At 67.2% G+C, this 12,691-nt stretch carries 10 protein-coding genes; 9 read left to right on the forward strand and 1 reads right to left on the reverse strand.

Features of this window, described 5'->3' with window-relative positions; all coding sequences use genetic code 11:
- The first annotated feature begins 121 nt into the window (after nt 1–121).
- The 9 genes from OXQ33_RS09075 (at nt 122) to rarD (ending at nt 11,737) form a co-directional block, all read left to right on the forward strand.
- Nucleotides 122–2,524 carry a TonB-dependent receptor gene (locus OXQ33_RS09075; RefSeq protein WP_267434362.1) on the forward strand — a complete coding sequence of 801 codons (2,403 nt, stop codon included), beginning with the start codon at nt 122–124 and terminating at the stop codon, nt 2,522–2,524.
- A gap of 18 nt (nt 2,525–2,542) precedes the next feature.
- Nucleotides 2,543–3,226: a Fe2+-dependent dioxygenase gene (locus OXQ33_RS09080; RefSeq protein ID WP_267434363.1), complete on the forward strand. Its 684-nt coding sequence runs from the start codon at nt 2,543–2,545 to the stop codon at nt 3,224–3,226.
- 115 nt (nt 3,227–3,341) lie between these two features.
- A complete protein-coding gene (locus OXQ33_RS09085) occupies nt 3,342–4,196 on the forward strand; it encodes an endonuclease/exonuclease/phosphatase family protein (RefSeq protein ID WP_267434364.1) in 855 nt (284 codons plus the stop codon).
- A 220-nt stretch (nt 4,197–4,416) separates the two neighbouring features.
- A complete protein-coding gene (locus OXQ33_RS09090) occupies nt 4,417–6,396 on the forward strand; it encodes a sialate O-acetylesterase (RefSeq protein ID WP_267434365.1) in 1,980 nt (659 codons plus the stop codon).
- Nucleotides 6,397–6,616: 220 nt separating this feature from the next.
- A complete protein-coding gene (locus OXQ33_RS09095; RefSeq protein ID WP_267434366.1) occupies nt 6,617–7,912 on the forward strand; it encodes a 3-methyl-2-oxobutanoate dehydrogenase (2-methylpropanoyl-transferring) subunit alpha in 1,296 nt (431 codons plus the stop codon).
- A gap of 211 nt (nt 7,913–8,123) precedes the next feature.
- The gene (locus tag OXQ33_RS09100; protein WP_267434409.1) at nt 8,124–9,131 is read left to right on the forward strand and encodes an alpha-ketoacid dehydrogenase subunit beta; all 1,008 of its coding nucleotides are present in this window, start codon (nt 8,124–8,126) and stop codon (nt 9,129–9,131) included.
- A gap of 1 nt (nt 9,132) precedes the next feature.
- Nucleotides 9,133–10,431: a dihydrolipoamide acetyltransferase family protein gene (locus OXQ33_RS09105; RefSeq protein ID WP_267434367.1), complete on the forward strand. Its 1,299-nt coding sequence runs from the start codon at nt 9,133–9,135 to the stop codon at nt 10,429–10,431.
- Between the two features lie 137 nt (nt 10,432–10,568).
- A complete protein-coding gene (locus tag OXQ33_RS09110) occupies nt 10,569–10,799 on the forward strand; it encodes a hypothetical protein (RefSeq protein WP_267434368.1) in 231 nt (76 codons plus the stop codon).
- Nucleotides 10,800–10,843: 44 nt separating this feature from the next.
- Nucleotides 10,844–11,737, forward strand: a complete 894-nt coding sequence (gene rarD / locus OXQ33_RS09115) for an EamA family transporter RarD (protein WP_267434369.1) — start codon at nt 10,844–10,846, stop codon at nt 11,735–11,737.
- A gap of 156 nt (nt 11,738–11,893) precedes the next feature.
- Here rarD and OXQ33_RS09120 read toward each other — a convergent pair whose 3' ends face one another.
- Entirely contained in the window at nt 11,894–12,673 is a 780-nt protein-coding gene (locus tag OXQ33_RS09120) for an SDR family oxidoreductase (RefSeq protein ID WP_267434370.1), read from the reverse strand.
- Nucleotides 12,674–12,691: the final 18 nt, after the last annotated feature.

A 12,691-nucleotide genomic window follows, 5' to 3' on the forward strand; every position in this document is an offset into this window, starting at 1 on the left:
CGCGTTCAACGACGCCGGAGGGCCTAAGCCGTCACCTTACATGACATTCGTGATAATCACTATCAATCGCATTGACGATGAGAGTGTCTCGCATTAGCGGCGGATGCGAAGGGGAATCATCATGTCACAAACGTTCATCGCCCTGTCGTGCGTGGGCTTCCTGGCGACTGCGCCGCATGTCGCCGCCGCCGAGACGGAGGGACGCGCCGATCCGTCGGGCGTCCATGCGTCCGCCACGCGCGCCCAGGATTCGACCGGCCAGCGCGACACCGTCATCGTCACCGGCCAGCGTGCCGCCACCGAGACGCTGGAGAGCCCGAAGGCGACCGCGCCGCTGCTCGACACGCCGCAGACGATCACCGTGGTCAGCGAGCAGACCATCCGCAAACAGAATCTCCAGACGCTGCGTGACGTGCTTCAGACGATTCCGGGCATCACCTTCGGCGCGGGCGAAGGCGGCGGCGGTTATGGCGACTCGATCAACCTGCGCGGCTATTCGGCGAACAACGACATCACCATCGACGGGGTTCGCGACAGCGCGCAATATAGCCGCACCGACCCGTTCAACCTGCAACAGGTCGAGGTCTATAACGGCGCGAACAGCGTCTTCAACGGATCGGGCTCCGTCGGCGGCACGATCAACCTCGTCTCCAAGGTGCCCACGCCCGAGACGCTGACGATCGCGCAGGGCTCGGTCGGCACCGACAATTATTATCGCGGCGCGATCGACAGCAATGTCCGCGTGTCGGACCTGGTCGCGGTGCGGCTGAACGGCGCCTATCATCATAACGACGTGCCCGGTCGCGACGTCGAGAAGATGGAGCGCTGGGGCGTCGCCCCCTCCGTCACGATCGGCATCACCGGCCCGACCAGCCTGACGCTCGCCTATGTGCATCAGGAGGATCGCAACACGCCCATCTATGGCATTCCCTATTTCGACAACGGCCTGGTCGACGGCTTCGTGCCGGGGGCCAAGCGCAGCAGCTATTACGGGATCGCCAATCTCGATCGGCAGGACACGACGGTCGATCGCTTCACCGCGACCTTCCGCCACCAGATCGACGAGCATTGGAGCGTCCGCAACCTGACCCGCTGGCAGCAGGTGACCCAGTATAGCGTCACCTCCGCGCCGCAGGGGACCTTCTGCCTCGCCTCGACCGGGTTGCAGCCGATCACCGCGACGCCGGGGGCGACGGTGGGCGCGGCCTGTCCGGCGAACGTGCCGGCAGGCTCCTACCTGCCCTCGGGCCCGCGCGGCCTGGTACGCGACCAGCAGAACCAGATGCTCTACGATCAGCTCGACCTGCGGCACGAAGCGGGGAGCAAGGGCGGGTTCCACAATGTCCTGAATGTCGGCGTGTCGGGGATGCTGGAGAATTACCGGATCACCCAGGGCTCGTTGCTGCGCAATGCGAATGGCAGCGCGGTGTCGCCCCTGCCGCTGATCGACATCGCCAATCCCAACACCAACTATACCGGGCCGATCAACTATACGATCACCGCCCAGTCGCGCAGCGAGACGCGCAACCTGGCCGTCTATGCCTTCGACACGCTGGAGCTGAACCGCTATTTCGAGCTGAACGGCGGCGTCCGCTATGAAACCCAGGAGGCCGATTTCCGCGCATTGCCGCTGACGGTGGTGCCGCCGGGGTCGACCCAGCTGACCGCGCTTCAGGCGCGTCCGCAGGTCAGCAGCGAGCGGCTGTTCTCCTGGCGGGTCGGCGGCGTGTTCCACCCGGTCGAGAATGTCAGCCTCTATGCGGGCTATGGCAATGCCAAGACCCCGTCTTCCTCGACCGTGCGGCTGGGCTGCGGCGTGCCGGCGAGCGCCACGGCGGCCGACCCCTGCGCCGTCGCGCCCGAGACTGCCAAGAATTACGAGGCGGGGGTGAAGGCCGGACTGTTCGACCGCAAGCTGGAGCTGACGGCGGCCGTCTTCCGCAACGAGCGGACCAATTACCGCGTGCCCTCCAACGATCCGGCGCTGCCTGCGGGGCTCCAGGTGCTCGACGGACGCAGCCGGGTCGACGGCATCGCACTGGGCGCGTCGGGGACGATCACCCGGGCCTGGACGATCTTCGCCAACTACACCTATCTCGACGGCAAGGTGCTCCAGAGCATCTCCAACCGCGACAAGGCGGCGGGCGTCGCCGATCCGCAGGCGGGCAGCCAGTTGTTCCAGACGCCGAAACATTCGGGCAGCCTGTTCACCACCTACAAACTGCCCTTCGGCCTGGAGGTCGGTTACGGCCTGACCTATCAGGGGTCGTTCGCGACCAATGCGCCGGTCGCGGCCAATCCGGTGCAGTTCAAGGTGGACGATTACCTCATCCATCGCGCCTTCCTGGCCTATACCATCGCGCAGCGCTGGACGATGCAGCTCAACGTCCAGAACTTCACCGACGAGAAATATGTGACGGGTGTGCGCAACAACATCAATGCGACGACCGGCGTCGTCACCGGCGGCTGGGCGATCCCCGGCGACCGGCGGCAGGCGACGCTGAGCCTGTTCTACAATTTCTGAACGGGCTAGGCTTCGCCGATGTTGATCGTCCTCCCCGACATCCTCGATCCCGCCGGGGTCGCCCGGGTCCGCAGCCTCATCGATGCGGGCGCCTGGGCGGACGGCAACGCCACCTCGGGCCCGCAGGCGGCGCTGGCGAAGCGCAACGACCAGTTGCCCGAGGATTCGGCGGCGGCGATCGAGGCGGGGCGGATGGTCTTGGATGCGCTGGGCCGCTCGCCCTTGTTCGTGGCGGCGGCCCTGCCGCTCAAAGTCTATCCGCCGCTGTTCAACCGCTATGCCGGGGGGCAGGCGTTCGACGTGCATGTCGACAATGCCGTCCGGTTGAAGCGGGGCAGCGACTTCCGGATGCGGTCCGACCTGTCGCTGACGCTCTTCCTGGAGGACGCGGCGGCCTATGACGGCGGCGAGCTGGTGGTAGAGGATCTGTACGGCGAACAGCGGGTCAAGCTGTCGGCGGGCAGCGCGGTGCTCTATCCTGCCTCCAGCCTTCACCGGGTCGAGCCGGTGACGCGCGGCACGCGGGTCGCCTCGTTCCTGTGGATTCAGTCGATGGTCCGCGACGATGGCGAGCGGCGCATCCTGTTCGACCTCGACCGCGCGATCCAGCGGGTCGGGGCGGACAAGGGGCAGGGCGACCGGTCGGTGGTCGAACTGACCGGGGTCTATCACAATCTTCTGCGCCGCTGGGCCGACGCCTGATCGCTTGGGTCAGGCACCCGAACCGTCAAACCGTCACGCCAATGCCATGCAGGCTTGCCAAGAGCGGCCATGGCCTGCTCCGATCGGGGCAGGCGGGTGTGTGAGGATTGGCGAGATGATGAAAGCGTGGCGGAACGGGCGGATCGTGATGGCACTGGCGGCGGCGCTGTTGGCCCCGGTGACGGCCATGGCCCAGCCGCTGAAGGTCATGACGTTCAATGTCCGCTATGCCTCCGACGAGGGGCCGCAGCGCTGGGCGGTGCGGCGGCCGGTGCTGGTCGAACTGCTCCGCCGCGCCGCGCCCGATCTGATCGGCACGCAGGAACTGCTCCAGCGGCAGGGTGACGACATCGTGCGGGCGCTTCCCGGCTATCGCTGGTTCGGGCGCGACCGGCGTGGCGGGCATGGCGACGAGCATATGGGCATATTCTATCGCCCGGATCGCCTGACCCTGATCGAACATGGCGACTTCTGGCTGTCCGACACGCCCGAGACGGTCGGCAGCCGGAGCTGGGGCACCGACCTGCCCCGCATGGCGAACTGGGCGGTGTTCGAGACCAAGGGGCAAAAGCCGCACCGCTTCCTGTTCATCGACACCCATCTGGCCCACCGGGAGGAGGATGCCGAGGCACGGGATCGCTCGGCCAAGCTGATCCTGTCGCGCCTGCCCGCGCTGGCGAAGGACTTGCCGGTGGTGCTGGCCGGGGACATGAACGCGCGGCCCGACACCGCCGCCTATCGCACCCTGGCGGCCGCGCTGAGCGATGCATGGACCAGCGCCAAGCGGCGCGAGGGGCCGGAGATGACCTTTCACGACTTTACCGGCACGCCCGACCGGCGGATCGACTATCTGTTCCTGCGCGGGTTCAGGGCGGACGCGGTCGCCACCGATTCATATCATCAGGGCAAGACCTATCCGTCGGACCATTTCCCGATCCGCGCTACCCTGTCGTTCGAGGACGATCGCTGAAATCCTCCCCGGCACGGGGAGGTGGCAGGGCGAAGCCCTGACGGAAGGGGGGCTTCCGCAAGGCATGTCCTGTGTGGGACGCCCCCTCCACCAGCTTCGCTGGTCCCCCTCCCCGTGCCGGGGAGGATCGTTTCCCGATAGCGTTATCATTTCGGTAAACCTATGATCGGCAGGACAGCCGATGGACGCGAACGGGCGGTATCGTCGGCATAGGAGAGGAATGACGATGCAGAAGGGGCAATTGCGTTCGGGCGCCGGGCGGCGGGCGGTTCTGGCGCTGGTTCTCGGCACGGTGGCGGCATGGCCGGTCATGGCGGAGGCGCGGCCCCGCATCCTGACTCCGATGAGCGCGCATGCCGTCCTCCAACGCGACCATCCGATCATCGTCGAGGGGCTCGGCGATGCGGGCGAGCGCGTCACCGTCAGGCTGGGGGACGGGAGCGCCGATGCCACCGCCGACCGTCAGGGTCGCTGGCGCGCGACCCTGCCCGCCATGGCGGCGACGGCGACCCCGCTGACCCTGACCGCGACCGGCAAGGATGGCGCGGTCGATCGGATGGACGATCTGCTGATCGGCGATGTCTGGCTGTGTTCGGGCCAGTCCAACATGGAATATCCGACCAAGCAGGCGCTGAACGGCGAGGGGCTGGTCGGCGGTTCGGCCAATGACCGCATCCGGTTGCTCGATATCGCGCATCATGTCGGACTGTCCGCCGACGAAATGCTGGAGAAGCGCCCCGTCTGGGCGGCGGCGGCTCCCGAGAGCGTCCGCGATTTCTCGGCCGCCTGCTATCTGATGGTCAAGGACCTTGCGATGAAGACGAACGTGCCGATGGGCGCGATCGATTCGAGCTGGGGCGGGACCAAGATCCTGCCCTGGATCGCTGGGGCCGACGCGCGCAAGCTGCCGGGCCTCTCCGCCGATGCCGATCTGCTGGCGCTCTATGCCCGCGACCATGCGGCGGGCTTGCGCGCCTTCGGCGATCGCTGGGGCCAGTGGTGGCGCAAGGCGAGCGGGACCTCGCGCGGGCAGGAACCGTGGAACGCGCCCGATCGGTTGACATGGCAACCGGTGCCGAAGTTCGGCCCATGGGAGGAATGGGGCGTGCCTGCGCTGGCCGATTATAACGGCCTGGTCTGGTTCCGGCAGGGCTTCGACCTGCCCACCGCCCCGAGTGGCGACGGGGTGATCGAGCTGGGCGGCATCGATGAACTCGATACCGTCTGGGTCAATGGCGTGGTCGTCGGCGCGACCTTCGGCTGGGGCGATGTGCGACGCTACACCGTGCCGCGTGCCGCCTTGAAAAAGGGGCGCAACGAGATCGTCATCGGCCTGGGCGACACCTATGGCCCGGGCGGCATGTTCGGGCCAGGCGACAAGATCCGGTTCACGCCCGCCGGCGGTCAGCCGATCCCGCTCGGCACGGGCTGGCGCTATTCCATCTACAAGGCGAACGACCAGAGTTATCCGCGCAGCCCTTGGGAAAGCCATGCGGGGCTCGGCACCCTCTATAACGGCATGATCGCGCCGCTGGGGCCGATCGGGTTGAAGGGCGTCGCCTGGTATCAGGGCGAGTCCGATGTCGGGCGCGCGGATTATGGCGACCGACTCGCTGCGTTGATGACCGGGTGGCGGCGGCAGTTCGGGGACGCGAACCTGCCCTTCCTGATCGTCCAACTCGCCAATTTCGGTGCGCCGCCGGTCAAGATCGAGGATAGCGGCTGGGCGGCGCTGCGAGAGACGCAACGTCTGGCGGTGCTTCGCGACGCGCACAGCGCATTGGCGACCACGGTCGATATCGGGGTACGCAACGACATCCACCCGGCCGACAAGAACGAGCTCGCCAAGCGGCTGGTCTTTGCGGAAACGCATCTGGAGGCGGGCGACCGCGCCAATGCCTCGGGCCCGATGATCGCCTCGGCGACGCGGGGCCAGGGCGAGGTGGTGCTGCGCTTTACGGGTGTGCAGGGGAGCCTGCATGCCTGGAGTGCGCCCGCGCCGATCGGGTTCGAGCTGTGCGATGCGAGCGCCTGTCGCTACGCCAGTGCGACGGTGAACGGCGCGGAGGTGCGGTTGGCCGGTGCGACGCCGGGCGATGTCCGCGTCCGCTATGCCTGGGCGGATGCGCCGGTCGTCAATTTCTATGACGAGGCCCCGCATCCGGTGGTGCCGTTCGAGATGGCGATTAGCGGCCAGTAAAATACCCGTCGCCCCAGAGCAGGCTGGGGCCTTTTGCGGGGGAAGGTTGCCCTCTCCAAAGGCCCCAGCCTGCGCTGGGGCGACGGAACGGGCGGGAGAAATCCCGCCAATTGAGGCGTTGCAGGGGTCAGCGCCCCCAAAAGGCGCTTGAAATAAAGTTCCATCAGGTTGAAAGATAGCAACGACCCGACGGAATCGGGCGAAGCGTTGAGGAGAGAGCATGGCCGTGCCGCCAGAAGGCATTTCGCGCGCCAACCTGGCCCCGTTGCAACTGCACGTGCCCGAGCCGAAATTTCGGCCGGGCGATGCGGTCGACTTCGCCGGTGTCGAGGTTCCGCCCGCTGGCGCGCAACGCCGCCCGGACACCGCCGCGCCCGCCGACAGCTTTCATGAACTCAGCTATACGCTGATCCGCGTGCTGGATGACCAAGGCCGCGCGGTCGGTCCCTGGGACCCCAGGCTTTCGCCCGATGCCTTGCGCCGGATGCTGCGCCACATGGTGCTGCTCCGCGCCTTTGACGAGCGCATGTTCCGCGCGCAGCGCCAGGGCAAGACCAGCTTCTATATGAAGGCGCTGGGCGAGGAGGCGGTTGCCGTGGCCGCCGCCCATGCGCTGGATTATGAGGATATGTGCTTCCCCTCCTACCGCCAGCAGGGGCTGTTGATCGCGCGCGACTGGCCGCTCACCGACATGATGAACCAGATCTACTCCAACAGCGCGGACCGGCTGGGCGGCAAGCAATTGCCCATCATGTATTCGGCCAAGGAGGCGGGGTTCTTCTCGATCTCGGGCAATCTGACGACGCAGTACCCACAGGCAGTGGGCTGGGCGATGGCTTCCGCCGCCAAGGGCGATACCCGCATTGCAGCCGTGTGGTGTGGCGAGGGTTCGACGGCGGAGGGCGACTTCCACTCGGCCTGCACCTTCGCCGCCGTCTACCGCGCGCCCGTCGTGATGAACGTCGTCAACAACCAATGGGCGATCTCCAGCTTTTCCGGTTTCGCGGGGGCGGAGGCGACGACCTTTGCCGCGCGGGCGATCGGCTATGGCCTTGCCGGGCTTCGGGTCGACGGCAATGACGCGCTGGCGGTCTATGCCGCCACCCAATGGGCCGCCGAGCGCGCGCGGACCAACCAGGGCGCGACGCTGATCGAGCATTTCACCTATCGCACCGAAGGCCATTCTACCTCGGACGACCCCACCCAATATCGCTCGGCGGGCGAGCCCACGGCGTGGCCGCTGGGCGATCCGATCCGGCGGTTGAAGGATCACCTGATTGCCCTGGGCGAATGGGACGAGGACCGCCACGCGGCCCAGGATCGCGAAGTCGCCGAGCAGGTCCGCGCCGCGCAAAAGGCGGCCGAGGCGAACGGCATATTGGGCCATGGCCTGCACCAGCCGCTCGACAGTATGTTCGACGGCGTGTTTGAGGAGATGCCCTGGCATTTGCGCGAGCAGCGCCAGCAGATGCTCGACGAGGAACAGGCGAGTGGGCGGCCATGGGCACGGAAATAATGGCCGTCCCCTGTTCCCCGGCGAAGGCCGGGGCCCAGTCGCCTCGCAGCCTGTGGCGCGCCACGCCGCTGCGGGGGAGGCCAACCGCCGCGCGCCGCCGCGATGACACCGCAAATGGACCCCGGCCTTCGCCGGGGAACGGTGCTGGTAAGGGTTCTGTCCTGTGAACTACGTTACCGAAACCGCCCCCGAAACGGGCGAGACCACCCGCATGAACATGATCCAGGCGATCAACTCCGCCATGGACGTGGTCATGGCGCGCGACCCGGATGTGGTCGTGATGGGCGAGGATGTCGGCTATTTCGGCGGGGTCTTCCGCGCGACCGCTGGCTTGCAGAAGAAATATGGCAAGACCCGCGTCTTCGACACGCCGATCACCGAATGCGGTATCATCGGCGTCGCGGTCGGCATGGGCGCCTATGGCCTGCGCCCGGTGCCGGAGATCCAGTTCGCCGACTATATCTACCCCGCGCTCGACCAGCTGGTCAGCGAGGCGGCGCGGTTGCGCTATCGCTCGGCGGGCGAGTTCACCGCGCCGATCACGGTGCGCTCGCCCTTTGGCGGCGGCATCTTCGGCGGACAGACGCACAGCCAGTCGCCCGAGGGCATCTTCACCCATGTCTCGGGCATCAAGACGGTGATCCCCGCGACGCCCTATGACGCCAAGGGCCTGTTGATCGCCGCGATCGAGGACAATGACCCCGTCCTCTTCTTCGAGCCCAAGCGCATCTATAACGGCCCCTTCAACGGCCATTGGGATCGCCCGGCGGAGAACTGGTCCAAGCATCCCGGCGGCGAGGTCCCGACCGGATACTACAAGATTCCCCTCGGCAGGGCGGCGACCGTGCGCGAAGGCGAAGCGGTGACGATCCTCTGCTACGGCACGATGGTCCATGTCTGTGCCGCGGTGGTCGCCGATATGGGTGTGGATGCCGAGATCATCGACCTGCGCACCCTCGTGCCGCTCGACATCGAGGCGATCGAGGCGTCGGTGAAGAAGACCGGCCGCTGCATGATCGTGCACGAGGCGACGCGCACCGGCGGCTATGGCGCGGAGCTGTCCGCGCTGGTCCAGGAACGCTGCTTCTATCATCTCGAAGCGCCGATCGCGCGTGTGACCGGCTTCGACACGCCTTATCCGCACAGCCTGGAATGGGCCTATTTCCCCGGCCCGGTCCGCATCGGCCAGGCGCTCAAGACCTTGTTGAAGGACGCCTGACATGGCCCGTTTCACCTTCCGCCTGCCCGACATCGGCGAAGGCATCTCCGAGGCCGAGATCGTCGCCTGGCATGTGAAGCTCGGCGATCGGGTCGAGGAGGACCAGTCGGTCGCCGACATGATGACCGACAAGGCGACGGTCGAGATGGAATCGCCGGTGTCGGGCATTGTCGTCGAACTGGCGGGCGAGGTCGGGGACCAGGTGCCGATCGGATCGGCGCTGATGGTGATCGAGACGGATGCGGTGGAAGGGGCGGTATCGCCCGCGACCGAGGAAGCCGTGCTGGAAGCCGAAAATCCCGGCGTCGAAGAAGCGCAAACTCCCTCTCCCCTTGTGGGAGAGGGGCGGGGTGAGGGGGAGCCGCAAGCGACGTCCCCCGTGGCCACCCCTCACCCCGACCCTCTCCCACAAGGGGAGAGGGAGCAGAAGAAGGTGCTCGCATCCCCGGCCGTTCGTGCCCGTGCGCTGGACCTGGGTATCGACTTGGCCAGCGTGAAACCGGCCGAGGGCGACCGTGTCCGCCATTCGGACCTCGATGCTTTCCTCCGTTATGGCTCCGCGCAGGGATACACCCCCGCCCGCAGCCCCCGCGCCGACGAGCAGGTGCGCGTCATCGGCATGCGCCGCCGCATCGCCGAGAACATGACCGCCTCCAAGCGCGCCATCCCGCACTTCACCTATGTCGAGGAAATCGACGTCACCGCGCTGGAAGAGACGCGCGCGCAGTTGAACGCCGGGCGGGGCGACCGGCCCAAGCTGACGCTGCTCCCGCTCCTGATCGTCGCGATCTGCAAGACCTTGCCCGACTTCCCGATGCTCAACGCCCGCTATGACGACGAGGCGGGCGTGGTGCACCGATCGGGCGCGGTGCATATGGGCATGGCGACGCAGACCCCGGCCGGGCTGATGGTCCCCGTCATCCGCAACGCCGAGAGCCGCAATGTCTGGCAGCTCGCGACCGAGATCGCGCGGCTGGCCGATGCGGCGCGTGGCGGAAACATCGCCAGCGGCGACATGGGCGGCGGCACGATCACGCTCACCTCGCTGGGGCCGCTGGGCGGGATTGCGACGACGCCGGTCATCAACCGGCCCGAGGTGGCGATCATCGGCCCCAACCGCATCGTCGAGCGTCCGGTCTTCCGTTCGAACGGGCGCGGGGGGGAGACGATCGCGCGGGCCAAGCTGATGAACCTGTCGATCAGTTGCGACCACCGGGTGGTCGACGGCTATGACGCCGCGAGCTATGTCCAGGCGTTGAAGCAGTTGCTGGAGACGCCGGTGATGCTGTTCGCGGATTAAGGGGTTCCCTTGGCCTTCTATTTCGCTCAGGCTGAACGGGGTTAGGGCCAAAGCTCCGTTCACGCTGAGCGAAGTCGAAGCGCACGCGTGAACCTATCCACCGGGCGGGCGTCCTACATCGAAAGCAGGAGGGCGGAATGCGCGGCATGATGGCAGGATCGGTCGATGTCTCTTCGGACGGCGTGGTCAACGGAATGATCGGCGGAGACGTGATCGTGGCGCCCGGTGTCCGCGCCGTCATCAACGGAATGGTCGCGGGCGACGTCGTCGTCGAGCGCGGGGCCGAGGTCCGGATCAGCGGCATGGTCGCAGGGCGCGTGATCAATCGCGGTGGCGTGGTCGAGGTGAGCGGGATGGTCACCGGGTAACGCCCCGGCTTGCCTTCCCGCGTCCAAGCGTGGACATGGGCGGCATGACGACCGACCGCACCGCACGCACCGGCCTGTTGCTCGGCATCGGGGCCTATATCAGCTGGGGCATATTGCCGCTGTATCTGAAGCTGTTGAAGGGGGTGCCCGCGCTTCAGGTGCTGGCGCATCGTATCCTCTGGTCGCTGCTGCTGCTCGCCGTGGTGGTGCTGATCGCCAAGCGTGGAGCCGCGATTCGGGCGGCGGCGCGGGGGCGAACCCTGTTGCTGCTCTGTGCCAGTGCGGCGCTGATCGCTATCAATTGGCTGGTCTATATCTGGTCGGTTCAGCACAATCATGTGCTGGAGGCGAGCCTGGGTTACTTCATCAACCCGCTGGTCAATGTCGGGCTGGGCGTCGCCCTGCTCGGCGAGCGGATTCGGCGGGGGCAGGCGGTGGCGGTCGGCATCGCCGCCATCGGGGTCGCTGTGCTGGCGATCAGCGGCGGCGGGGCCATCGGCATCTCGCTCGCGCTGGCGCTGTCATTCGGCTTCTACGGTTTCGTCCGCAAGATCGCGGCCATCGATGCGCTGGGTGGCCTGACGGTCGAGACCCTGTTGCTGGCGGCTCCTGCGCTGGCGGTGCTGTTCCATGCCAGCGCAAACGGCACGGCGGCGTTCGGGGTGGACCGGCATCTCGACATGCTGCTGATCCTGGCGGGAGCGGTGACGGCGGCGCCCTTGCTGATGTTCGCAGCGGCGGCGCGGCGGATGCGGTATACGACGCTGGGGCTGCTGCAATATATCGCCCCCACCCTGCAATTCGCGCAGGCGGTGCTGCTGTTCGGTGAGCCGCTCAAGCCCGTCCATATCGTCACCTTCGCGCTGATCTGGACGGGTTGTGCGCTCTACGCCTTCGACAGTGTGCGGGGGAGCCGGACGCCGGTTACGGCGGAATAGGTTCGCGCGGAGGCGCGGAGACGCGGAGGTGTCTCGCCCAGCCGCAGGCTGCCTGTTTCAACAACCAAGAGGCTTCGTCTGCCGATCGAGATGAAAGTCGTCAGCACGGCGCGTCCAGACACCTCCGCGTCTCCGCGTCTCCGCGCGAACAAAAACCTAGCGCCGCCCGCTCTGCAATTTCGCCACTGCCCGCCGGAGTACGCCGCGCGGCGCTACCCTGGTGCTGGCGGCGGTCAGGCGGTTGAGCAGTCCCGACACCATCACCGCCTGCCCTCGCTCCAGCGCCGCCAGCCCGTCGCGCACCACCTGTTCGGAATCCGAGGCGAAACGGGTGAACAGCGGCGTCTCGGCCATCCCTGCGACATCGGCGAACTCGGTCCTGGTCGGCCCCGGACACAGGGCGGTGACGGTCACGCCCCGGCCCTTCACCTCCTCGTGCAACGCCTCGGAGAAATGCAGTACGAACGCCTTGCTGGCATAATAGACCGCCATATAGGGCCCCGGCTGAAAGGCGGCGGTGGAGGCGACGTTCAGCACGCGCCCGCGCCCGCGCGCCAGCATGGGTGGGATCAGCGCATGGGTCAGCGTCACCAGCGCGCGGATGTTGAGGTCGATCATCCCCGTCTGCGTCGCCAGGTCGCTGTCGGCGAAGTCGCCCAACGCGCCGAACCCGGCATTGTTGATCAGCGTGTCGACCGACAGGCCATGGTCGGCGACCCCGTCGAGCAGCGCCTTCACCCCCTCCGGCCGTCCCAGATCGGCGGAGACGACATGCACCGCCACGCCCGGTCGCTGCGCCAGTTCGGTCGCCAGCGCCGCCAGCCGGTCGGTCCGCCGGGCGGTCAGGACCAGCGTGACGGGCTTCTTCGCCAGCGCCCGCGCGAAATCCGCGCCCAGCCCGGCGGAGGCTCCGGTGATCAGGATAGTGTCGGTCATCGCCGCGCTCCCAACAGG

Origin of the sequence: Sphingomonas sp. GM_Shp_1 (assembly GCF_026540895.1) — a bacterium.
Classification (GTDB): domain Bacteria; phylum Pseudomonadota; class Alphaproteobacteria; order Sphingomonadales; family Sphingomonadaceae; genus Sphingomonas.